At 70.9% G+C, this 23,422-nt stretch carries 20 protein-coding genes; 6 read left to right on the top strand and 14 right to left on the bottom strand.

Features of this window, described 5'->3' with window-relative positions; all coding sequences use genetic code 11:
- Positions 1-2: 2 nt before the first annotated feature.
- The 3 genes from LUU90_RS18195 to LUU90_RS18185 all read right to left on the bottom strand — a co-directional run bounded on the left by LUU90_RS18195 (position 3) and on the right by LUU90_RS18185 (position 2,977).
- A complete protein-coding gene (locus LUU90_RS18195) occupies positions 3-770 on the bottom strand; it encodes a SigE family RNA polymerase sigma factor (protein WP_275005088.1) in 768 nt (255 codons plus the stop codon).
- A 234-nt stretch (positions 771-1,004) separates the two neighbouring features.
- Positions 1,005-2,405: a hypothetical protein gene (locus tag LUU90_RS18190; protein ID WP_275005086.1), complete on the bottom strand. Its 1,401-nt coding sequence runs from the start codon at positions 2,403-2,405 to the stop codon at positions 1,005-1,007.
- Positions 2,402-2,977 carry a SigE family RNA polymerase sigma factor gene (locus LUU90_RS18185; protein WP_275005084.1) on the bottom strand — a complete coding sequence of 192 codons (576 nt, stop codon included), beginning with the start codon at positions 2,975-2,977 and terminating at the stop codon, positions 2,402-2,404. The genes LUU90_RS18190 and LUU90_RS18185 overlap by 4 nt, the downstream gene beginning before the upstream one ends.
- Positions 2,978-3,179: 202 nt before the next feature.
- Between LUU90_RS18185 and LUU90_RS18180 the strand changes: the two genes are divergently transcribed.
- Positions 3,180-3,953 (top strand): response regulator transcription factor, encoded by a 774-nt coding sequence (locus tag LUU90_RS18180; protein WP_275005083.1) that lies wholly within the window; start codon positions 3,180-3,182, stop codon positions 3,951-3,953.
- Positions 3,950-5,026, top strand: coding sequence for a sensor histidine kinase (locus LUU90_RS18175; RefSeq protein ID WP_275005082.1), 1,077 nt, complete (start codon positions 3,950-3,952; stop codon positions 5,024-5,026). Before LUU90_RS18180 ends, LUU90_RS18175 begins: the two co-directional genes overlap by 4 nt.
- A 79-nt stretch (positions 5,027-5,105) precedes the next feature.
- On the opposite strand, the gene LUU90_RS18170 is transcribed toward LUU90_RS18175, so the two are convergent.
- The 10 genes from LUU90_RS18170 to LUU90_RS18125 form a co-directional block, all read right to left on the bottom strand.
- Positions 5,106-5,921, bottom strand: coding sequence for an amino acid ABC transporter ATP-binding protein (locus tag LUU90_RS18170; RefSeq protein ID WP_425596257.1), 816 nt, complete (start codon positions 5,919-5,921; stop codon positions 5,106-5,108).
- Positions 5,918-6,892: an amino acid ABC transporter permease gene (locus LUU90_RS18165; protein ID WP_275005080.1), complete on the bottom strand. Its 975-nt coding sequence runs from the start codon at positions 6,890-6,892 to the stop codon at positions 5,918-5,920. The genes LUU90_RS18170 and LUU90_RS18165 overlap by 4 nt, the downstream gene beginning before the upstream one ends.
- A gap of 31 nt (positions 6,893-6,923) precedes the next feature.
- Entirely contained in the window at positions 6,924-7,850 is a 927-nt protein-coding gene (locus tag LUU90_RS18160; RefSeq protein ID WP_275005079.1) for an ABC transporter substrate-binding protein, read from the bottom strand.
- A gap of 278 nt (positions 7,851-8,128) precedes the next feature.
- Complete coding sequence (locus LUU90_RS18155; RefSeq protein ID WP_275005077.1) at positions 8,129-8,305, bottom strand: methionine/alanine import family NSS transporter small subunit; 177 nt, start codon at positions 8,303-8,305, stop codon at positions 8,129-8,131.
- Complete coding sequence (locus tag LUU90_RS18150) at positions 8,302-9,864, bottom strand: sodium-dependent transporter (protein ID WP_275005076.1); 1,563 nt, start codon at positions 9,862-9,864, stop codon at positions 8,302-8,304. The genes LUU90_RS18155 and LUU90_RS18150 overlap by 4 nt, the downstream gene beginning before the upstream one ends.
- A gap of 48 nt (positions 9,865-9,912) precedes the next feature.
- On the bottom strand, positions 9,913-11,178 hold the full coding sequence (locus LUU90_RS18145; RefSeq protein WP_275005075.1) for an FAD-binding protein: 1,266 nt from the start codon (positions 11,176-11,178) through the stop codon (positions 9,913-9,915).
- 63 nt (positions 11,179-11,241) lie between these two features.
- Complete coding sequence (locus LUU90_RS18140) at positions 11,242-11,532, bottom strand: STAS domain-containing protein (protein ID WP_274994573.1); 291 nt, start codon at positions 11,530-11,532, stop codon at positions 11,242-11,244.
- A 354-nt stretch (positions 11,533-11,886) separates the two neighbouring features.
- Positions 11,887-12,354 (bottom strand): aminoacyl-tRNA deacylase, encoded by a 468-nt coding sequence (locus LUU90_RS18135; protein ID WP_275005073.1) that lies wholly within the window; start codon positions 12,352-12,354, stop codon positions 11,887-11,889.
- A 71-nt stretch (positions 12,355-12,425) separates the two neighbouring features.
- Positions 12,426-12,755, bottom strand: a complete 330-nt coding sequence (locus LUU90_RS18130) for a DUF2087 domain-containing protein (protein WP_275005072.1) — start codon at positions 12,753-12,755, stop codon at positions 12,426-12,428.
- On the bottom strand, positions 12,752-14,656 hold the full coding sequence (locus tag LUU90_RS18125; protein WP_275005071.1) for a M15 family metallopeptidase: 1,905 nt from the start codon (positions 14,654-14,656) through the stop codon (positions 12,752-12,754). The genes LUU90_RS18130 and LUU90_RS18125 overlap by 4 nt, the downstream gene beginning before the upstream one ends.
- A gap of 325 nt (positions 14,657-14,981) precedes the next feature.
- On the opposite strand from LUU90_RS18125, the gene LUU90_RS18120 reads away from it, so the two are divergent.
- Positions 14,982-15,257 carry a hypothetical protein gene (locus LUU90_RS18120; protein ID WP_275005068.1) on the top strand — a complete coding sequence of 92 codons (276 nt, stop codon included), beginning with the start codon at positions 14,982-14,984 and terminating at the stop codon, positions 15,255-15,257.
- Between the two features lie 187 nt (positions 15,258-15,444).
- Positions 15,445-15,918 carry a hypothetical protein gene (locus tag LUU90_RS18115; RefSeq protein ID WP_275005067.1) on the top strand — a complete coding sequence of 158 codons (474 nt, stop codon included), beginning with the start codon at positions 15,445-15,447 and terminating at the stop codon, positions 15,916-15,918.
- 217 nt (positions 15,919-16,135) lie between these two features.
- Here LUU90_RS18115 and LUU90_RS18110 read toward each other — a convergent pair whose 3' ends face one another.
- Entirely contained in the window at positions 16,136-16,678 is a 543-nt protein-coding gene (locus LUU90_RS18110) for a hypothetical protein (RefSeq protein WP_275005065.1), read from the bottom strand.
- Between the two features lie 332 nt (positions 16,679-17,010).
- On the opposite strand from LUU90_RS18110, the gene LUU90_RS18105 reads away from it, so the two are divergent.
- Entirely contained in the window at positions 17,011-18,591 is a 1,581-nt protein-coding gene (locus tag LUU90_RS18105; protein WP_275005064.1) for a glycoside hydrolase family 76 protein, read from the top strand.
- 133 nt (positions 18,592-18,724) lie between these two features.
- Positions 18,725-23,395: an ATP-dependent RNA helicase HrpA gene (gene hrpA, locus LUU90_RS18100; RefSeq protein ID WP_275005062.1), complete on the top strand. Its 4,671-nt coding sequence runs from the start codon at positions 18,725-18,727 to the stop codon at positions 23,393-23,395.
- Positions 23,396-23,422: the final 27 nt, after the last annotated feature.

Here is a 23,422-nt window from a genome sequence, read left to right as displayed (position 1 = left end):
GTTCATCGGCTTCCGCCCAGCGAATCGATGTCGAGGATCGCGCGCAGGTGGGCGAGGCCGCGCGAGGCTGTGGACTTCACCGTGCCGAGGGGGATCCCGAGCTCGTTCGAGACCTCGGACTCGGACAGGTCCAGCAGGTGACGCAGCACCACGACGCGGCGCTGCTTCAGGGGAAGGCGCAGGAGCGCGCGCACGACGGCGTCGCGATCGTCCACGGTGCGCGTGGGCATCCGGGCTGCCGCGCGAGCGACGCGGGCGTCGTCCTGGGGCAGCTCGTCAGGGCCGGTCAGGACCTCGCGCCGCGTGCGACGCCAGGCGTCGATCCGCAGGTTGGCCAGCACTCGCCGGGCATAGACCAGCGGGTCCCCCGCCCTGGCCTTGTGCCAGTGCCGGTAGCACCGCTCGAAGGTCTGCTGGGTGAGCTCCTCGGCGCGGTGCGCATCACCGCTCAGGAGGAAGGCCATCCGGTGGAGGGGATCCTTGGCCTCTCGCATGAACGCGGTGAACTCTTCGTTCTTCGAGATCTGTGCGTTCCTGCGCGCGTGAGTGGCCGTAGGCCGGTCTGTCCGCACGGGCAGCGAGGCTACGTCATCGACGCCTTCCGCCTCACCTCGAACCACTGTGAGCGGCCGGGTCGCGGGAACGGGTTCGGGCTTCGCGGTGACGCCGTCCGACATCGGGTCCGGCATCGTGGTGGATAGGGAGTCTGGGGTGTTCTGCTCGGTGGTCACGGTCTCCAGGTCGTCCGCAGAGCTGGAGTCGGCGCGCACGACGCGCAGGGTCACGGGCTTGGGGACCCGGGACTCTGGCGCTAGTGCGCGCGGACTCGTGACTGTCACGAACGGAACACGGGCCGGCAGGGACGAAGGTTCCATCGAGTTTCACGAATTTCTTCGAGAGCTCGGGCGGCCTGGCCCATCGAGGAGACGACAGAGCACGTGTCGGATAGACCGATCACCGCGGTGACCTGCGCATCCGACACGTGCCAGGTCGTGCGGGACGGATCAGCGCCGGAAGTCCAGCGACCCCAGGAAGGTGTGCAGGTCCTCGAGGCCCTGCTCGGTGCCGTCGAACTCGACCACGAGGAACAGGTTCTCGCCCTGGTCCTCCTGGTGGAGGTAGATGTCGACCCAGTAGTAGTCGGTCTCACCGTCCGCGTTGTGGGCGGTCGGCAGCACCTCTGCGTAGTCGGCACCCGGGACGTCGATCATCTGGGACTGCGGTGCGTCCATGCTCTGGCTCCACCAGTTGCCGCCGGGCTTGCCGCCCTGCACGTAGACGCGCTCGGGCCACTCGACCTCCTCGGCCGCCTGCACCTTCTCCTTCCGGGTGGCGTCCTGCCACAGGTCGAGGGTCTCCGGGTCGATGCCCGGGTCGACGTGCGTGAGGTTCGGACCGGTCCACTCGACGCCAGGTGTGAACTCTCCCTCCGTCTTCTTGTCGGTCCAGCCCGGGGGCACCGCGAACTTCAGGCCGTTGTGCTCGGTCCTGATCCAGTCGGCCGGCACCTCGTGCTCGATGGCGGCGAGGACGGGTCTCGAGAACTCCGGCTGGTACCAGTCGGGCTCTCCGGCGTCCTTGAGCCAGAGGTTGCCCAGGAAGTTGCGCAGCATCTCGTCACCCTGCGCGTCTGCCGCGAACCGGGTCTCGATGACCCAGCCCTCGGCGCCACTGCGGATCCGGATGGTCGCAGGCCGGATCCTGCCCTCCCGCTCGTGCTGCTCGATGACGACGAGGTCCGCCCCCTCGATGTCCAGGGTCGTCGCGCCGGAGTTCCGCGCCGGCACCGTCCAGTCCGCGACGTCGATGACGTTCCGCAGCTCGATGGTGGCGTCCATGTCGTCGATGGTGCCGGTCTCGCCGAGGCCGCCGGCCTCCGGGTGCTCCGGGTCCAGCCACCCGGCGACCCCGCCCGCGTTGACGTCGCCGACGGCGATCCAGCCGCCCGGCGGCACCTCGTACCAGAGGCCGCCGAGGATGTACGGAGAGTGCGCACCGTCCGGGACCACGCCGTGCTCCACGCCCGGCAGCACCGGCAACGTCCCGCCGCCGGTCCTCAGGAACTCCGTGGGGGCGGCATCCGGCTCGACGCTCGGGCTCGGCGCCGTCGGCTCCGGGTCCTCCGCCGGCGCCGACTCGGCCGTCGTCTTGTCGGTTCCCGGCAAGGGCTCCTGCCGGTCGGCGTACATCGCACCGGCCGCACCGATGCCTGCCGTGGTGAGCACCAGCGCCGCCACACCGGCGGTCGCCGCGGCGACCACCCGGCGCCGGCGCACGGTGCGCACCGCACGGACCGCCATGGCGGTCGGGTCCAGCGATGGAGGTGGCTCGATGGTCGACCCGGCCGCCCGGAGTCCGGCCATCATCGCCGCGTCCTGCTTCGCGTGGATGTCGTGCACGTTCATGATCGGCTCCTCTCGCCGTCGGAGCCCACGAGGACGCGCAGGCGCGCCAGGGCACGTGAGGCGGTGGACTTGACCGTGCCGGCGGAGATCCCCAGCTCGACAGCGGTGTCGGACTCGGAACGGTCCAGGAGATAACGCAGGACCACCACCCGGCGCTGCTTGACCGACAGCGCCATGAGCGCGCGCACCAGCCGGTCGCGCTCGGCCAGCTCGGCGTCCGACGCCGGGGCGGTCCGCACCCGGGTGGTGCTCCCGGGGTCGTCGGTGAGCACCTCACGACGGGTGCGGCGCCAGGTGTCGATGCGCGCGGTCGACAGCACCCGGCGCGCATAGGCGAACGGGTCGCCGTCGCCTACCTTCTTCCATGCCTTGAACGTCCGCTCGAGAGCCAGCTGGACCAGGTCCTGCGCACGGTGCTGGTCGCCGCACAGGAGATACGCGATCCGGTACAGCGCCGGGGTGCTCGCCTGTGCGAAGGCCGTGAAGTCCGCCACGGGGTCCACACCGCTCCGGACGACGGCGATCTCGCCGCTGCTCGGCTGTACCTCGGGACTCACCGCTACCTCGCTCATCCGGAGCACCGCCCGGGACCCTGTCCGGAGACCTGCCCCGGCGCTGGTTGGCGACGCCGTCCGCGTCGCTTCGTGTGCGTCATGCACCATAGACGCAGGGCAGGACCACTGGGGTTGCGCACTTTTGGAACGGGTTCTTACGAGATCCTGACGGCCCCGTCCACCGCCGCGATCCTGCCACGCGCGCCCGTACCCTTCAGAAGTGGCCCGAGTACTCGTGATCGACGACGACGCCACCGTCGCGCAGGTGGTCGTCGCCTACCTGGAACGCGCCGGTGTCGTGGCCGAGCACGCCGCCGACGGCCCCGCCGCGCTGGCCGCCGCGACCCGGGACCCACCCGACGCCGTGGTGCTCGACCTCATGCTGCCCGGCATCGACGGCCTCGAGGTGTGCCGGCGCCTGCGCGCCGCCCGCGCCGACCTGCCGGTGCTCATGCTGACAGCACGGGGCGAGGAGGAGGACCGTGTGCTCGGCCTCCAGATCGGCGCCGACGACTACGTGGTCAAGCCCTTCAGCCCGCGCGAGCTGGTGCTGCGGGTGCAGTCGCTGCTCCGCCGCGCGGGGGCCGCCGTCGTGCCCGCTGCGAGCGCCTGGACGGCGACCGAGCCCGTGTCCCCGGCTGCGCGCCCCGCGCACGCCCACGAGGCGCCCAGCGCCCTGTACGACGGCGATCTGCGCCTCGACCCGGCGGCCCACCGCGTCACCCGCGGCGGATCCGAGCTGCAGCTGACCGTGCGCGAGTTCGAGCTGCTGCGCTGGTTCCTCGCCCACCCCGGGCAGGTGCACGACCGCGAGTCGCTCATGCGCGGTGTCTGGGGCTGGGAGTACGGCGACCAGTCCACCGTGACGGTGCACGTGCGTCGGCTGCGCGAGAAGGTGGAGGCCGACCCGTCCCGGCCGATCCGCCTGGTGACGGTGTTCGGGGTCGGCTACCGGTGGGACGCGACGCCCGCCCCGGCCGGAGGTGGCGCGTGAACGACCTCGAGGGCGTGGTCCTGTCCGTCTCCGTGGCCGCGGCCGTGGGTGCCGTGGGCGCCGTCGCCCTGTTCGCCCTCGCCCGCCGCCGGGTCGCCCTCGCGGCGACGCTCGCCCCGCTCGTCGTCGTGGGATCGGTCGCGGCGGGCGTCTACGCGAGCGCACGGGCGATGTTCCTGTCCGACGCCGACTCCACCACCGTCCTGCTGCTCCTGCTCGCGACGGTGCCGGTCGCCCTCGCCGTCGGGTTGGTGCTCACGGCGCGGATCCGCAGGGTCACCACCGAGGCGGCCGCCGAGAAGGCGGCGGCGGAGCGCGACCGGGAGGTCGAGGTGCGCCGCCGCGAGATGGTGGCCTGGGTGTCGCACGACCTGCGCACCCCTCTGGCGGCCGTCCGCGCCCTGGCGGAGGCGCTGGAGGACGGCGTCGGTCCGGTGGACGAGCACGTTCCCCGGATCCTGGCGGAGAACCGGCGGATGGCGGCCATGGTCGACGACCTCCTCGCCCTCTCGCGCCTCCAGTCCCCCACGGCGACGCTGCGCCGCGAGCCCGTCGCCGTGGCCGACCTCGCCTCCGACGCGATCGCGTCCGCGCAGCCCTTGGCCGACGCCGGCGGGGTCACCCTGGCGTGGGACGTCACCGACCCCGTGGTGACGTCCCTCGACGCGCAGCAGGTCGGCCGGGCGATGGAGAACCTGCTCGTCAACGCGATCCGGCACACCCGCCCGGGCGGCACGGTCCACGTGGCTGTGGCGTGCGTGGAGGGCACCGGCGCCGCGGCCGGCACGGCGTCGGGCGGCGCGTCCGGCGACGGGGCAGGCACGGTGGTGGTCACCGTCGAGGACGAGTGCGGCGGGATCCCCGAGGGGGACCTCGGCCGCGTCTTCGAGGCGGGCTGGCGCAGCTCGGGGGCGCGCACCCCGGAGCGCGGGGACGCCCCGGGAGGCGGCGCGGGCCTCGGCCTCTCCATCGTTCGTGGAGTGGCCGAGGCCCACGGCGGTACGGCGTCGGTCAGCAACGTGCCGGGTCCCGGAGGCGGCGGCTGTCGCTTCACCCTCCGCCTCCCCGCCTGACCCACCCGCCTCGTTGAGTGCTGGATATCTGCGGAGAAATGCGGTCCTGACCCGCAAATATCCCGCACTCAACGAGAAGTCAGAGGACGTGGGACAGGAAGTCCTTCGTGCGCGCCTCTGTCGGGTCGTCCAGGACCGCGCTCGGCGGTCCGCTCTCGACGATGACGCCGTCGTCCATGAACACGACGTGGTCGGCGACCTCACGGGCGAACCCGATCTCGTGCGTCACCACGATCATCGTCATGCCGGACCTCGCCAGGTCCTGCATCACCGACAGGACCTCACCCACGAGCTCGGGGTCGAGGGCCGACGTCGGCTCGTCGAACAGCATGAGCTCCGGATCCATCGCGAGGGCCCGGGCGATGGCGACCCGCTGCTGCTGGCCGCCCGAGAGCTGCGCCGGGTAGTGGTCCATCCGGTCGGACAGCCCCACACGCTCGATGAGCTCCAGCGCGCGCTGCTTCGCCGCCCTCTTCGACATCCCCCGCACCTGTACGGGCGCTTCCATGATGTTCTCGAGCGCCGTCATGTGCGGGAACAGGTGGAACCGCTGGAACACCATCCCGATGCGCGAGCGCTGCTTCGCGACCGCCTTCGGGTGCAGCCGGTGAAGGGTCCCCTTGGCGTCCTTGCGGTAGCCCATGAGCTCACCGCCGACGACGACCGAGCCGCCGGTGATCTCCTCCAGCTCGTTGATGCAGCGCAGGAGGGTGGACTTGCCCGACCCGGACGGGCCGAGGATCACCGTGACCTCGCCCCGCGCGACGTCGAGGTCGACGCCCTTCAGGACGTGCACGGCGTCGTGCCCGTGACCGAAGACCTTGTGCACGGCGCGTACGGAGACCATGTCGGTGGCGCCCGCCGGAGCGGCCGCGGAGTCGGCGACGACGCTCATGGTGTCACCTCCCTGTTGACGTCTTCCTTCACCGTTCCTGCGGCCGCGATGGCTGCCTGCCTGCCGCCCGGGCCCTTGTCCTTGCCGCGGCGACCGGTGGCCGTGCCGAACCCGCGTCCGTAGTACTGCTCCAGGTAGTGCTGGCCCACCATCAGGATCGAGGTGATGAGCAGGTACCAGAGTGCCGCGACGACCAGCAGCGGCACCGGCAGGAAGATCCGGTTGCCGATGGCGCCGGCCGCGAAGGTCAGCTCCAGACCGAACGGCACCGCGACGACCAGGGACGTCGTCTTGAGCATGGAGATGGTCTCGTTGCCTGTCGGCGGCACGATGACGCGCATGGCCTGCGGCAGCACCACACGACGCATGATCTTCCCGTCCTTCATACCGAGCGCCTTCGCCGCCTCGGTCTGGCCGGGGTCCACGGAGGTCAGGCCCGCACGGACGATCTCGGCCAGGTAGGCGGACTCGTTCAGCGCGAGGCCCAGCAGTGCCGCCCAGAACGCCGTGATGACGTCGTCCGTCCGGAACGTGAAGAACTCCGGCCCGAACGGGATACCCAACGAGAGCCGCGGGTAGAGCACCCCGATCAGGCCCCAGAAGATGAGCTGCGTGTAGATCGGCGTGCCCCGGAAGAACCAGATCCAGACCCAGCTCACCCAGCGCATCACAGGGTTGTCGGACCGGCGCATCATCGCGAGCGTGATCGCGAGCACCACGGCGATCGCCATGGACGCGAACGTGAGGATCAGCGTCCACATGACACCGCGGACGATGACGACGTCGCGCAGGTAGAGCCAGACCACGTCCCAGCGGAAGTTCTCGTTCGTGATCAGCGCGTTGGCCGCCATGGCGGCCAGCACCAGGACGACCACCGCCGCGACGAGGCGGCCGGGCCGCGGAACGGGCCGCGCCTGGATCCGGTTGGGCACCGGATCCACGCCCGACGCCGGAGTCTTGCTGGAGCTCATCTCGCCCCTCTTCTCTGTCCTGGGGTGAGAGTCACTCGGCCGGGTTGAGCTCGGCCTCGTCCACGACGACGTCCTCGCTGCCCCAGCCGGCGAAGATCTGCTCGAGCGTGCCGTCGTCGATGAGCTTCTGCACGGCGGCCTGGACGGCCTCGGTCAGCTCCTCGTCGTCCTGCGAGACGACGATGCCGTACGGCGCCGCGTCGTTGATCTCACCGATGGTCTCGACCTCGCCGGAGGTCTGCTCCACGGCGTAGGCGGTGATCGGCGAGTCGGCGTACATGGCCTCGAGCTTGCCGCCCACGAGGTTGGTGGTGACGTCGGCCTGCGACTCGTAGCGCACGACCTCGATGGGCTCCTCGCCGTCCTCCTCGCACGTCTTGGTGGCCTCGGTGAGCTCGTCGTCCTGGATGGTCGAGGTCTGCACGCCGATGGTGGTGCCGCAGAGGCTCTCGGGGTCGAAGTCCTCGGGGTTGCCGGTGGCGACGCCGAACTGCGAGCCCGCCACGGCGTAGCTGATCATGTTCGCCTCGGCGGTGCGCTCGTCCGTGATGGTGAACGCCGAGATGCCCAGGTCGTACTTGGAGCCGATGGCGGGGATGATCCCGTCGAACGGAGCCGTCTGGACGTCGGCCTCCAGGCCGAGCACGGCTGCCACCGCTGTCACGGTGTCGACGTCGAACCCGACCGGCGTCTTGCCGTCCACGTCGATGAACTCCGCCGGCGCGTAGGCGGTGTCGGAACCGACGGACAGCGTGCCCTTGTCCGCGATCTCCTTCGGGAGCATCGCGGCGATCTCCTCGTCGGCCTCGACGGTCGACGGGTCGAACGATGCCTCGGCACCGGCCTCGTCGGTCGCGGCGCCACCAGCTGTCTGCTGCGACGCGTCGGTGCATGCGGTGAGGACGAGGGCGGCAGCGGTGAGTGCCGTGGCAGCGGTGAGGGCGGGAAGCCTGCGCATCAGGGGTCTCCTGGGTCGGATCGTTGGTATGTCACGAGGCGGTACGACCCGGCAGATCTCTGTCATCAGGGGAGCAGAGGACCCGACGGCGCACTGAGCGCCTCGTGTGCGAGTCTCACCTAACCGTGGCGCTCCCCTGACGTAAACCCGCAAGTTCGAGACCGATGTCACATCGTGATGTAGAACGTATTACCCCGAGGTTTCACCCGCCCATATCGGGGTTGGCCTGCGTAAACACCTCGGCAAGCCGGCCAGGGGCCGACTTGCCGAGGCGTTGCTCACGTGTCGTGCTCGACCGGCTCCTCCGGACGGTCCTCCGGACCACCCTCGTGCTGCCAGCCCTGCGGGAAGTCGGCCCGTTCGGGTCGCCGGACGAGCGCGATGATGCTCACCGCGAGCCCGCCCCACACGACGACGAGCGAGACGACGAGGAGTGCGATTGCTTCGCCGGTCATGACTTACCTCCGTAGGTGGGCCACGCATCGAACTTGTCGGGCTCGACGCGCCACCGCATCAGGGTGAGCACTGCCGCCCCGACGACGAGCACGACCACGGTGCCCCACCCGGCCACGCCGAGGTAGGTCGCCGCGTATCCCTCGTACCCGTCCTGGATCAGGCTGACGATGCGCGAGACGAGCATGTAGGTGAGCACCACCGGCCCGAGGACGATGATGCAGAAGGTCCACCAGCGGCCCACCTGGAGCGTGGAGACCGCATTGAGGTGGAACCGCATCTCGCCGGAGCGCCGCAGCACCCACCCGACGGCGACCGTCGTGGCCACCGCGGACGCGACGATGCCGATGTTGTTGGCCCAGTTGTCGACGGTGTCGAGGGCGATCAGGCCGGTGGTCGTCGAGAAGCCCAGCACGGAGATCACCGCGGCCACGAGGCCGATGCGGATCGCGGCCTGCGTGCGCGTCCAGCCGAACTTCTCCTGGAACGACGCCGAGACCACCTGCAGGATCGAGATCAGCGACGTGAACCCGGCCATCACCAGGGAGCCGAAGAACAGCGCCCCGAAGAGGGGCCCGGCCGGCATCTCGGACACGATCGCCGGGAACGTGACGAACGCCAGGATCGGACCGGAGATGCCCTCGAGCTCGGCGATGGCAACAGCCTGCTGGTTCGCGAGGAAGCCGAGCGCGGCGAAAACGCCGATGCCCGCGAAGACCTCGAACCCGGAGTTGGCGAACGCGACCACGAGGCCGGGCGAGGTCAGGTTGGCACGGCGCCTCCGGTAGGAGGCGTAGGTGATCATGATGCCGAACGCGATGGACAGCGAGAAGAAGATCTGGCCGTAGGCGGCGATCCATACCGCCGGGTCGGCGATCGCACCCCAGTCCGGGGTGAACAGCGCGTTGAGCCCGTCGACGGCACCCGGCAGGGTCAGGGACCGCACGACCAGCGCGCCGAAGGCGAGGAACAGCAGGGGGATGAAGATGAAGTTGACCTTCTCCACGCCCTTCACCACGCCGGCGGCGAGCACGACGATCACCGCCACCCACACCAGGACCAGCGGGATCAGCACCGCGGAGACGAAGTCGAGGGTGAACCACGGGTCCGCGCCACCGACGTCGGCCAGCTGGAGGTAGCTACCCGTGAAGAAGGCCGCGGTGTCGTCGCCCCAGCTCAGGTCGAACGAGTACACGAAGAAGCTGAGCGCCCACGCGATGATCACCGCGTAGTAGACGGCGATCACGAAGCAGATCATGACCTGGAACCAGCCCAGGCCTTCCAGCCAACGCTTGACCCGGCGGAAGGCCAGCGGTGCCGAACCTCTGAACCGGTGCCCGATCGCGTAGTCCAGGAACAGGATCGGGATGCCCGCCGTGAGCAGCGCCACCAGGTAGGGCACCAGGAACGCGCCTCCACCGTTCTCGTATGCCACCCCCGGGAAGCGCCAGATGTTTCCCAGCCCGACAGCGGACCCGACAGCGGACAGGATGAATCCCAGCTGTCCGCTGAACTGCTCCCGCTTCTCCGGCTGCGCGGTTGTTCTCTGCGCGTCGCTCATACGTTGATCCTCCGAGAAAATCGCCCTGAAAGCGATATCGTTGCCATATCAATTTCCTTCCGTGAGCAGGTTGTCGACGTATCCACCGCGGAACTTGCCGGTCGGGTCGAGCCGCGCGGCCAGCTCGGCGAAGTCGCCGAACCGCGGGTACAGGGCCGGAAGGTGCGCCACCGGGACCGTGAACAGCTTGCCCCAGTGCGGGCGGGCGCCCAGCGGCAGGAGCGCCGCCTCCAGCTCGGGCAGCACGGCCCGCACGGCCGGCCAGTCCTGCTTCCAGGTGAAGTGGAACGCGAGGCTGTCCTCAGGCGTGGTGCTGAGCCACTGGTCGTCGCCGGCGATCGTACGGATCTCCGACGTCAGGAGCAGCGGGCCGATCCGGTCCCCGAGCGCCCGCACGGCGCGGACGGCGTCGGGCCCCGCGGTGCGCGGCAGGAGGTACTCGGACTGCAGCTCCTCGCCGAGGGACGGCGTGAAGTCCAGCCGGAAGTGCGGGAGCCGCTCGAACCACGGGCCCGGCACCCCGCCCTGCTCGGTGCACGCGACGGCGGCGACGTCCGGCAGGGGGTGCATCGGCTGGGTTGCCGGCGTGGCGCCCAGCTCGACCGGGAGCGAGGGTGCTTCGCCGGCCGAGCCTGTCGGGACCCGGGACTTGCACCAGACCATGCGCACGTCGGGCTCGAACCAGCTCGTGAAGATGCTGACGGAGTACGCGCTGCCCATGACCGCGTCGAGGTTCTCGAACAACGCGTCCCACGGCAGGCCGGTGAAGACGTCCTGGCGCACGTCGAACGACTCCACGGTGGCCAGCTCCACGCGGGTCACGATGCCGAGGGCGCCGAGCGCCACCACCGACCCCGGGAAGTCGGCGTCGCCGCGGCGCAGGGTCCGCACCTCACCGGAAGCGGTCATCAGCTCCACGCCGACGACGTCGCCCGCCAGCGAGCGCGTCCCGTCACCCGAACCGTGGGTGCCCGTGGCGACGGCACCGGCGACCGAGATGTGCGGCAGGGAGGCCATGGCACCGAGCGCACGGCCCTCGGCGTCCAGAGCGGCGGCGACCTCGCCGTAACGCAGGCCCGCGCGAACCGACGCCACTCCCGTGGCGGGGTCGACCTCGAGGGGCGGCCTTCCGTCGTCCAGCAGGTCGACCTGGACGTGCACGCCTGTCGTGTCGGCGACGTCGCAGAACGAGTGGCGCGAGCCGAGGGCCCGGACGCGGGGCTCACCGGCGACGATGCCGGCGAGCTCCGCGAGGGTCCGTGGGCGCTCGATGCGCGCGGAGGAGTAGGTGAGGTTCGCTGCCCAGTTCTTCACCGGACAAGGGTGCCACTCCTTCGACTGATCGGACGCGACCGACCAGATGTGGTGCGATTCGGCTCAGGCGCTGGCCGCGGCGCTGCGGACCACCGGAATTCGCTGGCTGATGCCGACCATGTCCAGGACCTCCATGACCACGGCGGACGGCTCACGGAGCAGCACGGGCGAACCCGTCTCCTCGCCGAGCACGAACACCTGAAGGATGAAGGCCACGCCGGACGAGTCGATGAACGTGACATCCCGGGCGTCGACGATGACGGGATCGGGATCGGGTCGTGCCGCGAGCGTGGCCATCGCCTCGCTCGCGTTCTCGCGCAGCAGCGCGTCGATGTCACCCCAGAGGGTCAGCACCGTGCCCTCATAGGTGTTCCGGCAGGCGATACCGGATCCCGGGCGACCGGGAACCATGTCCTGCGCTGAGTCTGACGGGAGAGGGTCCATGGGGTCATTCGCTCCGTCCTGCATTGGTCGGGCCTCGACTTCGCTAGACACTGACTTCTACACACTGGCTTGAACTCTGACTTGGACGCTTCTTGGTGCGCGCTGACCGCTCCTTGGCCGGGCGGGGCAAGAATTGCCTAAGGCGAGTGTTCACCCGGCACATGGCTTCCGTCCACCCCCAAGGCGTTACGGTCACGTTGCACGGAGGAGAATTCGCGGCCTCCGCATCGTCGCGGGCCTGCTCGATCCCCGTCCGAGGGGACCTCAGACGGGGTCGGTCACGTCCGCAACCGTGGCGTCGAGCACCGTCGTGAGATCGACGGCGTCAACCGTGGCGCCCACACCGTGCGCACCTCCGCCGATCGACACGGGTCCCGGCTCGGCGAGCCGGGAATCCGCGACGACGGGCCACCTGTGGAACGACCCGAACGGGGTGATGGTTCCCCTCTCATAGCCCGTGACCTCGAAAGCCACGTCCTTGCTTGGCATCGAGAGCCGCGACACGCCCAGCAGCGCACGGAGTTTGGGCCACGAGATCTGCCGGTCACCGGGGACGAGCACGAACAGGTAGTCGTCGGCCGCCCTGCGCACCACTATCGTCTTGATCAGCTTCGCCGGCTCGACGCCGCGAGCGGCGGCGGCCTCGGCGAGGCTCGCGACCTGACCGTGCCGCGTCACCTCGAACGGGATACCCGCCGCCTCCAGCGCCGCGACGGCGCGTTCTTCGCTCATGAAATTTCCTATCCCGAAAAGGCGAGTCTTCGTTGTCTCGCAATATGGTCAAGACATCACCCGCGGGCAACTCAGACGTCGTACTCGGTCCGTTCGGTGCGCCAGTACTCGGCACCGTCCCGGGTGCGCTGCACCAGACCGTGGTCCACCATCGCACGCCGCATGCCGACCGGGTCGTCCGCAAGCTCGACCAGCCGGTCGGTCAGCTCACGCTCCGTCACCGGCTCCAGGAGGTCGGGCAGGGCCTGCGCCGCCAGATACCGGGTCACCGCCACCTTGTCACGCCACCTCCGCGGCATCGACTCGAGACGCCCGGACCGCAGGAACCGCCGCGGGTCACCGGCAGCACCTCCCGACCGGTCCGCCTCGGTCCGGTCGCTCGGGGTCTGCTCGGTCGTCACGTGGCGGTCAGCCCTCGCTTCCTGATCAGGGTGAGCTCGGCGGGGCGGGTCGCGGCGAGCGCCGTAGGCGTCGTCCTGGACCCGCCGTCCTGACCGCTCGCGTCCGCGTCCTTCTCGCCGTCGGTCTCGTCGGCCGCGCACGGCTCGTCCGGCTCCTCGTCGCCGGCGCCAGAGCTCGGATCGGGCGTCGGCTCGGGGCTGGCGCTCGGCTCGGGCGACGAGCTCGGGCTCGGCTCCGGCTCGTCGCTCGGGCACGTCGGGTCGGACGGCGACGGGCTGGGCGACGGGGTCGGCGTCGGCTTCGGGGTCGGGGTTGGCTTCGGGGTTGGCTTCGGGGTCGGGGTCGGCGTCGGCTCCCCGCTGGGCTCCCCCGACGGCTCCTCGCCGGGCTCCGACGGCGTCGGCGACGGCTTCGAGCCACCAGGCTTGGTCGGCTTGGACGGCGTCGGCTTCTCGGTCGGCTTCGTCGGCTTCTGCGACGGTGGGTTGTCGCTCGGCCGGTCGCCCGGCTTCGCAGGCGGCTTGCGCACGCCGTCGCCGCCGTCCGACCCACCGCTCGGCTTCGGGTCGAGCGCGGGCTTGTAGCGCGGGGTCGAGTCGTCGCTCGGCGTCCACGCCCCGACGTCGGACGGGTCGATCGCGCGGTTCGGGATCGAGCCCGCCGCGAAGAACTCGAAGTGCCAGGGCTCCGGCTTCGAACCGTCGAGCTGTGCCCAGGACGGGTTGTCCCAGCCGTAGTCCGGGCCGTGCAGCCGCAACCACACGTACTCGGGCGAGTTGCCGCCGGCGATCGGGTTGCCGAGGTCCACGGCGATGCCCCAGCCGTGGTTCGACGTGCCCGGGATCGCGGCGAGGTGCGGCTTGATACCGGCCAGGGTGATCTGGGCCGCATAGGACCGGTAGGAGTCGGTGATCGGGATCGGATAGCCGAACTCCTGCTCGAACAACGCACTGAGGGCGGTCAACCGCTCCGCCGCGTCGCAGCGCAACATGTGCCCGGGGGCGAACTCCAGCGGACACAGCACGCCGGCCGGGATGCGGCCGTTCGCGTAGCCGGTGGTGGAACCACCGAAGGTGCTCACGACGTCGAGCAGGCTCTCACGCAGGGAGAAGCGCTGGCGTTCCTCGGCCCCCTCCACCTCGACGAGCGCGTTCGGGACCGACGGGTCCAGCATGTTCGCGAGGCGGACCGCCGCGATCACCACTTCGTCGTAGGTGACGTAGCCGGCGTTCGGGTCCTCAGCGTGCGGGTCCTCGGCGTGCGGGTCGACCACCGAGGTGCGCTCGTTCGACACCTGCACCGCGGGCGGCTCGTCGTCGGCCGGCCGGGGCTGCGGGCGGCCCTCCTGCTTCTCGCTGTCGCGGTGGGTGCCGTCCTGCTCAGCGCCGTCCTGCTCAGCGCCGTCCTGCTCGGTGCCGTCCTTCGTGCCGTCGTCCGCCGGGTCATCGACGTCGTCCTGGGCGCCGCGTGCCACCGGCGCGTCCTCGACGCGGAGGCCCTTGTTGTTCTCGCCGAACGCCAGCTGCTGCATCTGGTACGTCGTGTAGAGCATGCCGAGCTCAGCGGCGGCCTGGGCGATCGCGGGGCTGAAGTCGGGCCCCTGATCCTGCGCCTGCTCCTCCGCGCGTTCGAGGACGGCGACGATCTGGGCCAGCGTGACGCCCTTCGGCGCGGTCTCGGTCTCGCCGACCGTGAAGCCTTCGACCAGGCCGTTGAGCCGGATCGGCAGCTCGCCGTCGTTCCCTCCGGCGAGGTGCGAGGCCGGGATACTGGCGGAGGCGGTGAACAGCACGCCCACGGCGATCACGGTGGCGAGGGCGCCCGTCCAGGCGGGGCGGAGGAACCTGCGCAGACCGGTACGGGACGTGTGCGGAACCGGCTTCGTTGCCTTGTCGCTCACGCGTCGCCCCCTCGGTCGGTGCACCACTTCGTGGTGCAGTACGTGCCGTTCGGATCCTTGCACAGGACTATCACGCCGAGGTGAACTCAACCGGCGTAATTTTCACTCGGTCAGGGTGAATCACTCCCACCCGCTCTCCACGGAGACGACGTCGGACTCGGACGGTGAGGACACCCACGATCGTCAAGGGTAACGATTCGGGCGTACAACGCAATGAAGACTTCCGGGTGGATCTCGGGATGCTTCACACTGGCCCGCGTCCCAACGGGCGCACCCGCGCCCGCAGTCGAGCGGCCGGAACAGTGGCCGTGAAAGGAAAGTCCTCATGACCGAGACCCCGAGCGCACCAGCCGTCCAGGGCGCAGTCCAGGACCCGCAGGCGAACACCCTGGCCATCGTGGGCTTCATCCTCGCGTTCATCGCGCCCCCGATCGGAATCATCGTCTCGGCGATCGCCGTCTCGAAGGCAGGCAAGGCCGGCCTCGACAGCAAGCTCTCGAAGTGGGGCCTCGGCCTCTCGATCACCTTCACCGTGCTGTACCTCGCACTGGTCGGCGCCGGCGTCTACGCGGCGCTCTCCCTGCCGACCGCCGCCATGTGATCCGAGCCCGACCCGGGCACGCGACGCGTCCGGCAGTGTCGCGAGCAGCGCAGAGGCTGCCGCTCCCCAGGGAGCGGCAGCCTCTGTTGCTCAGGAGCGTTCGATACCGGCCTATCCAAGACCATTCGGATACTCCACAATATGGCCTGACATTTCATAGAACCTCAACCAGGGGAGCACTACCACCATGACCACGCCCGACACCACGACTCCCGAGGCCACTGCCGACGAGAACGCGGCAGCCACCGCCACCAAGGTCGTGGAGACCGAGCCTGCCGCGCCGGCAGCGACGTCCGAGGCGAAGGCAGACACCGAGGCCCCCGCAACCGACGCCGCCGCGCCGTCCCCGGCCGAGGCCGTCACCGAGACCGCTGTGGCCGTGGCCACCCCCGCCGTCGCCGAGACCGCCGTCGCCGCCCCCGCCGAGGCCGTCGAGGAGGAGGACCCGCAGACCACCGTCTTCAGCCTCCTCACCTTCTTCCTCGCAGCCCTGCCGATCATCGGCGTCGTCCTGAACGCCATCGCCGTCGCCCGCGCCGGCAAGGAGGGCTTCGACCTGTGGCTCGCCCGCTGGGGCCTCGCGCTCGCCATCATCGAGACGATCGGCGCCCTCGCCCTGGTCGGCCTCGGCTACTACCTGGGTGTGCTGTCCGTCGGCTGAACCGCCGGTACCAGCTCCTCCCACGGTCCGCCACGGTCCGCCTCGGCCCGTTTGCTCGCCCGGTCTGCCCCAGACCCCGCGCGAGCAGACCGGGCGGAGGCGGACCGTGCGTCGTGGCGCGGCATGAGCCGACATGGGGGCAGAGCGGGTGAAGTCCGCGCTGCAGCCGCTGCTCGACACCTGCTCGTACTGAGCTGCCCGCACGTACCGAGCCCGGTCAGACGCTCAGGTCACTCCGGTACCCCGGGGGCCTGGCGCGGACGTAGGACAGCGCCGCGTAGAGCGCCCGTTCCGCGTCCCGCGCGGCCTCGTAGGCGTCCTGGCAGGCGGCATAACCCGCGCACGCGACGTCGAGCACGGCGATCGCAGCCCTCGACGTCGCCTCGGCCCGGTCCGGCTCGTCCTCGCCGACCTTTGCGAGTCCCGCCGCGCAGTGCCGGGCGGCACGCAGGTGGGCCAGCCCCGTGGCATGCCGGGTCTGCCCCGACTCGAGGGCCGAGGCGTAGGCCTCGAGCGCGTCGGCCACCGTCCCGAAGCCCGGCACACCGTCCCGGACGGTCCGCGCCCCCACGCGGAGTGCCACAGGGTCCCCGTCCGGCGGGCTGCTGACTGCTGCGCCCCAGCCGGACGCGGTGACGCGCAGGTCGTCGATCAGGCCGTCGACATGCTCCGGCGCGCCACTGTGCTCGAACGCCTGCCGAGTACGGCTCAGGCCGTTGATCTGGCTCTCGCACAGGGCGATGAGCTCGCGGGCCGTCATGCCGGCCCACCCGGTGCGTCGTCGGCGGCGGGCCGCTCACGGTCCGCGCCGCCGTGGGCCGCGCGTCCGCCGACCGTCAGGCTGTCTGCCATACCGCTCCCCTCGGGCATCCCGGTGTGCGTCACAGGAATCTCGAAAGCCTACGGAGGTGGTGCCCATCGCGACATGGGGAGCCATCCCCATGTCGGTGGCACCGCTCGCGCCCGACTCTTGACGTGCCACCGCTTCCGGGTGAATCTTGTCGGGCCGAGGCTCGGCTCGGGCCGTCTTCTGGCCGCTCCATCGCTCCACCCCTCCCCTGACGGAAGCAAGGACGAGCACGAGGAGTTCCGATGACATCGCTGTCAGCACCCTCCGACCGTACGCGCCCACGGACCCGCTCGGCGCGGCTCGCCGTCGGCTCGGCGACGGCTGTCGCCCTCACCTGTCTCGTGGTCGTGCCCCTCTCCCCGGCCACGCAGGCGGACGCCGCTCCGGTGGCACCCGCCGTCCGTACGGAGACCGCCGCCCCGGGCGGTACCGGGCCGCGAACGGCCTCCGCGCCCGAGGCGGTGATCTGCGACATCCACTGCGACGCCCGGGATCCCGGGGTCGCGGCGGGCGACCGTGTGCCGGCGAGCGCCACGGTGCACGGCCGCACGATACGGCTCCACGTCTCCGACCCCGACGTCATGGGCTGGGGTTCGCTCGACGGCGGCCAGGCGGGCGACGAGGTCTGGCTCGACCGGTCCTTCGACGGCGGACGGACCTGGGCGTCTGGCAGCCGGCTCGGCGCCACGTCCGTTCCCGCGGGCTCCACGGGCTGGCGCACGCAGATGTACAACGTGGACGACTGGGACAACCTCGGCGTCGGTGCCCTGCGCGCCTGCGGCAAGGCGGGCGACCGGCCCGAGATCGCGTGCACCGGCTGGGCGCGCAACGACCGCAACGCCGGCAGCCGCTCGACGGAGGCCGCCACCGCGCTGATGATGCTGTGGGACCGGGACACGGGCCTGTTCGAGACCAACGGCTGGTGGACGGGGGCGAACGCGCTGACCGCCGTCATCGACAACGCCCGGATCAGCGGGATGGGCAGCTACCGCTACGCGATCGCCGAGACCTACGACAAGAACGTCGGCGCGCGCGACGGCCAGTTCCGGAACGAGTACCTGGACGACACCGGCTGGTGGGGCCTCGCCTGGATCGCCGCCTACGACCTGACCGGCGACAGCCGGTACCTGAGCACGGCACGCGCCGACGCCGACCACATGCGCGCGTACTGGACCAGCAAGTGCGGCGGCGGCGTCCAGTGGAACACCGGCATCGCCTACAAGAACGCCATCACCAACGAGCTGTACATCCAGCTCAACGCGGCGCTGCACAACCGGATCCCCGGCGACACCACCTACCTCCAGCGAGCGCAGCAGGGTTGGGACTGGTTCCGGGCCAGCGGCATGATCAACTCCGGCAACCTGATCAACGACGGGCTGAACGACTCCTGCGTCAACAACGGCGAGCCCACCTGGACCTACAACCAGGGCGTCGTTCTCGGTGCGCTGGCCGAGCTCCACCGGGCCACGGGCGACGCGGCGCTGCTGAGCACCGCCCGCAGCCTGGCCGACGCCTCGACCAGCTCCACGTACCTCAACCCGGGCGGCGTGCTCCGCGAGGTGAACGAGGGTGACGACTGCACCAGCGACGGCGCCTCCTTCAAGGGCGCCTACGTGCGTGGCCTGGGCAAGCTCAACGCCGCGCTGGGCGACCGGCCGTACAGCGCCTACCTCGACCGGCAGGCCGATGCCGCGTACGCCAACAACCGCGACACGCTCGGTATGTACGGCCCGCACTGGAACGGCCCGCGCGTCCCGGTGTCCGCGGGACACGGCTGCCAGCACGGTGCGCTGGACCTGTTCAACGCGGCGCAGGCGAGCTGAGACGTCGCCGGGTCAGGCCCGCAGACCGGCCGGATGGCCTGCGGCCTGACCCGTGCTGCGGGCCCGGTGGCAAATGACCTTGCCGTTCCTGGGAGAATGAGGGGTTGTGAGTACCGAGCCTTCTTCCGCCCCAGTGTCCGACGGCGATCGCGGCCGCCCGGGCGGGGGCCGGAACCGTCGCCGTGGGCCGGGTAAGCAGAGCGAACGGCAGAACCGCCGGCCCCGCCGTGGCGGACCGCAGCGCGTCTCGACGGCCCAGCTCGAGGCGGCGGCCGCCAAGCGCGCCGCCGTCGAGGTGCCGCCCATCACCTACCCGGCCCAGCTGCCCGTCTCCGCGCGACGCGCGGACATCGCCGCGGCGATCAGCGACAACCAGGTGGTGATCGTGGCCGGCGAGACCGGCTCCGGAAAGACCACCCAGATCCCCAAGATCGCGCTCGAGCTCGGGCGGGGCCGGCAGGGCCAGATCGGGCACACGCAGCCCCGGCGGCTGGCGGCGCGCACGGTCGCGGAGCGTATCGCCGAGGAGCTCGGCACGGAGCTCGGCGGCGTGGTGGGCTACCAGGTCCGGTTCACCGACCAGTCCAGCGACCAGACGCTCGTCAAGGTCATGACCGACGGCATCCTGCTCGCCCAGATCCAGCGTGACCCGCAGCTGCTCGCCTACGACACGATCATCATCGACGAGGCGCACGAGCGGTCCCTCAACATCGACTTCCTGCTCGGCTACCTGTCGCGGCTCCTCCCCCAGCGGCCCGACCTCAAGCTGATCATCACGTCGGCCACCATCGACTCGGAGCGGTTCGCCGCGCACTTCTCCCCCGCGGCACTGGCCGAGCGGGGCGGAGCCCCCGCCTACGTCACCGACGTGCTGCCGGAGCTCGCCCCGATCGTCGAGGTCTCCGGCCGTACGTTCCCGGTGGAGATCCGCTACCAGCCGCTGTCGCCGGACGAGGCTCCGGACGACGAGTCGTCCCGCGCCGCCGAGGCCGCGCGGAACGCTCGGCAGGCGGGAGCGAAGGGGTCTCGACCGTCGAAACGGGGCAGCGAGGAGAAGGACCTCGTCACGGGCATCATCGAGGCGTGTGACGAGCTGCTGCGCGAGGGCAACGGCGACATCCTGGTATTCCTCTCGGGCGAGCGCGAGATCCACGACACCGCCGACGGCCTCGCCGGCCACCTCAAGGAACGCGCGCGCGACCCGAAGCACCCGCAGCACGTCGAGATCCTGCCCCTGTACGCGCGGCTGTCGAGCGCCGAGCAGCACCGGGTCTTCCAGCAGCATGCCTCCCGGCGCATCGTCCTGGCGACCAACGTCGCCGAGACCTCGCTGACCGTTCCCGGCATCCACTACGTCGTGGACCCCGGCACTGCTCGCATCAGCCGCTACTCGAAGCAGACGAAGGTGCAGCGGCTGCCGATCGAGCCGGTGTCGCAGGCCTCCGCCAACCAGCGCAGCGGCCGTTCCGGCCGTGTCGCCGACGGCATCGCGATCCGCCTCTACTCGGAGGAGGACTTCAACAGCCGCCCCGAGTTCACCGAGCCGGAGATCCTGCGCACGTCGCTGGCGTCGGTGCTGCTGCAGATGATCTCCGTCGGCGTCGTCAGCACGCCCGACGACGTCGCCCGCTTCCCCTTCGTCGAGCCGCCGGACACGCGCGCGATCCGCGACGGCGTCCAGCTGCTCACGGAGCTCGGCGCGCTGGAGGAGGTCTCGACCGGCACCGACGGCGGGACGGTCACGCAGCTCACCGAGGTGGGCCGCACGCTCGCCCAGCTCCCGATGGACCCGCGCCTCGCGCGCATGGTCATCGAGGGCTCCCGGCACGGCGTCGCCCGCGAGGTCGCCATCATCGCGGCCGCGCTGTCGATCCAGGACCCCCGCGAGCGCCCGGCCGAGCAGCGCGCGCAGGCCGACCAGCTGCACGCCCGGTTCGCCGACCCGCGCTCCGACTTCCTCACGTATCTGAACCTCTGGGAGTACGTGCGGGAGCAGCAGCACCTGATGGGCAGCTCGGCCTTCCGGCGCCTGTGCAAGTCCGAGTACCTGAACTTCCTGCGCATCCGCGAGTGGCAGGACGTCGTCGCCCAGCTCCGCGAGATGTCGAAGCCGCTGGGCATCGAGATGTCGTTCCAGCCGCGCACCCGTGGATCGAACCCGCCCAGCGGGTCGAGCACCGATCGCTTCACCACCGAGAGCGCGTCCGCGGACGCCGAGCCGACGTCGTACCGGCAGACGTGGGACGACGACACGATCCACAAGTCGCTGCTCGCAGGGCTGCTCTCGCAGCTCGGGATGCAGGACACGGGTGAGGTCAAGGCGTCCGCCGTCGCGCACCTGCGGGGCGCCCAGCGCGAGATCGCACTGAAGCGCGCGAAGAAGCAGGCGCGCAACGAGTACATCGGTGCCCGTGGGGCGCGGTTCGCGATCTTCCCCGGGTCTCCCCTGTCGAAGAAGCCGCCGGCGTGGATCATGGCGGGCGAGCTCGTCGAGACCAGCCGCCTGTGGGCGCGCGACGTCGCCCGGATCCAGCCGGAGTGGGCCGAGGACCTCGCCGGACCGCTCGCGAAGCACACCTATTCCGAGCCCCACTGGTCCTCGAAGCAGGGTGCGGCGATGTGCTCGGAGAAGGTGCTGCTGTACGGGGTGCCCATCGTGGCCGACCGGCGCGTCCTGTACGCCAAGGTGGACCCCGAGGCGGCACGTGAGATGTTCGTGCGGCACGCGCTCGTCGAGGGCGAGTGGACCACCCACCACCGCTTCTTCCACGACAACCGCGCCCTCCTGGAGGAGGCCGGCGAGCTCGAGGCCCGCTCACGGCAACGCGGCCTGGTCGCGGACGAGGACGACCTCTTCGCCTTCTACGACGAGCGTGTGCCCGACTCCGTGGTCTCGGCCGCGCACTTCGACCGCTGGTGGTCGCGTGCGCGCAAGGAGACGCCGGACCTGCTCACGTTCACCATGGAGCAGCTGGTCGGCGACGCGTCGGTCGACACGTCCGAGTTCCCCGAGAAGTGGCCCCAGGGCGAGCTCTCCCTGCCGCTCACCTACCAGTTCCAGCCCGGTTCCGAGGCCGACGGCGTCACCGTGCACATCCCCATCGCGGTGCTCGCTCGCGTGGTGCCCGACGGATTCGACTGGATGGTTCCGGGGCTCCTCGAGGAGCTGACGGTCGCGACCATCAAGTCACTGCCCAAGGCGGTGCGGCGCGAGCTCGTGCCGGCGCCCGACGTCGCGCGCGACGTCGTCGCGTGGATCCGCGAGGAGTGCCCGGCCTGGGAGGACATCGTGCGGGCCGGCGACATGGCCGAGCCCTACGTCTCCGCCTTCACGCGAGCGGTCCGTGCGCTCCGTGACGTGATCGTGCCGCCGGAGGTCTGGGACGAGGAGCGGATCTCGCGCCTCCCCGGGCACCTCCGGATGACGTTCAGGGTCGTCGAGGAGCGCGGGCGGGGACGGGACGCGTCGGCGATCGTGCTGGACGAGTCGAAGGATCTGTTGCTGCTGCAGCGCAAGCTGGCAGGGCGGGCCGAGGCTGCCGTGCGGTCTGCTGTGCGTGGCGCTGTGGGGGCGGCGCTGGCTGAGGCTCGGGCTGCTTCCGGTTCTGGTTCGGGTGGGGCGGGCGCTTCGGGCGGGGCGGGTGCGGAAGGCGAAGACCCTCGCGCGGACGCGTTCACGGGCCCCAGGGGGCCCTCCACTTCGGGAAGGAATACGTCCGCGCGAGGGTCTTCGCCTTCCGCACCCTCCGTAGGGGCGTCGCCTTCCGAGGTGGTGGCGCGCAGTACTCGTGGCGGGGTTGGCGGGGGTGTTTCCGCTGATGCTGGGGCTGGTGTCATCGCGGAGCAGAGTGGGCTGACTTCCTGGCCTGCTGGGTTGGCGGACGGCGGGGTGCTGCCCGGGTCGGTGTCCACGGACGTGGGAGCCGGGGTCGTGGTGCGGGGGTTCCCCGCGCTCGTGGAGGAGGCTGCTCCGAAGGTGAAGGGGCAGGCTCGGTCCATGGGGGTGGCGCTGCGGATCCTGGCGGACGAGACGCAGCGGGATGCGCTGCACGCCGCCGGGGTGCGGCGGCTGCTCGTGTCGGAGGCCGCGCTGGGTACCGGGCGGATCACGTCGCGGTGGACCGGCACGCAGTCGCTGACGATGGCGGCGTCGCCGTACTCGAACACGGAGGCGCTGGTCGCGGACCTGCAGCTGGCCGCGGTCGTCTCGTTGACGTCGCCGACGGGTTCCGCACGCTACGACACCCCGCCGGGTGGGCCGGACGCCGCGGCCGTGCGGTCGGCTTCCGCGTATGCCGACGCGCTGGCGTTCGTCCGCCAGCACCTGGAGGACGAGGTGTACCGCGTCGTCGGGCACGTGGTGGCCGCCCTGTCGGCGAGCCGGACGCTCGAGGCGGAGGTCCGCGCGTCGGGCAGCCTCGCACTGCTCAACACGCTCCAGGACATCCGCGAGCACCGCGCGTCCTTGATCCACGACGGGTTCGTTGCCGCGACGCCACCACGCCGGCTGCCGCACCTCGCGCGCTACCTGCGCGCGGACTCGCACCGCCTGACAAAGGCCGCGGAGAACCCCGCGCGGGACTCCGACCTCGCCTGGCGGATCGGGGACGTGACCGCGGCGTACGAGAAGGCGCTCGCCGCGTACATGGCCGGCTCCCCCGACGCCGCACGCGCCGCCGAGCTCGCGGACGTGCGCTGGCTGCTCGAGGAGCTGCGCGTCTCGCTGTTCGCGCAGCAGCTCGGCACCGACGGCTCGGTCAGCGAGAAGCGGATCCGCAAGGTACTGGTGCCGAACGGCTGGTGAGGGCACCGCACGGGTGGCCCGTGCGGT

Origin of the sequence: Promicromonospora iranensis (assembly GCF_028994775.1) — a bacterium.
Classification (GTDB): domain Bacteria; phylum Actinomycetota; class Actinomycetes; order Actinomycetales; family Cellulomonadaceae; genus Promicromonospora; species Promicromonospora iranensis_A.
Note: the sequence above shows the minus strand (reverse complement) of the source record. Positions and strands in the feature narration are given on the sequence as shown.

Excerpts from the sequence above, each read along its gene's own strand:
- LUU90_RS18150 (WP_275005076.1), bottom strand. The coding sequence starts at position 9,864 with ATGAGCGACGCGCAGAGAACAACCGCGCAGCCGGAGAAGCGGGAGCAG.
- LUU90_RS18115 (WP_275005067.1), top strand. The coding sequence starts at position 15,445 with ATGACCACGCCCGACACCACGACTCCCGAGGCCACTGCCGACGAGAAC.
- LUU90_RS18135 (WP_275005073.1), bottom strand. The coding sequence starts at position 12,354 with ATGAGCGAAGAACGCGCCGTCGCGGCGCTGGAGGCGGCGGGTATCCCG.
- LUU90_RS18190 (WP_275005086.1), bottom strand. The coding sequence starts at position 2,405 with ATGAACGTGCACGACATCCACGCGAAGCAGGACGCGGCGATGATGGCC.
- LUU90_RS18155 (WP_275005077.1), bottom strand. The coding sequence starts at position 8,305 with ATGACCGGCGAAGCAATCGCACTCCTCGTCGTCTCGCTCGTCGTCGTG.
- LUU90_RS18165 (WP_275005080.1), bottom strand. The coding sequence starts at position 6,892 with ATGAGCTCCAGCAAGACTCCGGCGTCGGGCGTGGATCCGGTGCCCAAC.
- LUU90_RS18170 (WP_425596257.1), bottom strand. The coding sequence starts at position 5,921 with ATGAGCGTCGTCGCCGACTCCGCGGCCGCTCCGGCGGGCGCCACCGAC.
- LUU90_RS18160 (WP_275005079.1), bottom strand. The coding sequence starts at position 7,850 with ATGCGCAGGCTTCCCGCCCTCACCGCTGCCACGGCACTCACCGCTGCC.
- LUU90_RS18110 (WP_275005065.1), bottom strand. The coding sequence starts at position 16,678 with ATGACGGCCCGCGAGCTCATCGCCCTGTGCGAGAGCCAGATCAACGGC.
- LUU90_RS18120 (WP_275005068.1), top strand. The coding sequence starts at position 14,982 with ATGACCGAGACCCCGAGCGCACCAGCCGTCCAGGGCGCAGTCCAGGAC.
- LUU90_RS18185 (WP_275005084.1), bottom strand. The coding sequence starts at position 2,977 with ATGAGCGAGGTAGCGGTGAGTCCCGAGGTACAGCCGAGCAGCGGCGAG.
- LUU90_RS18105 (WP_275005064.1), top strand. The coding sequence starts at position 17,011 with ATGACATCGCTGTCAGCACCCTCCGACCGTACGCGCCCACGGACCCGC.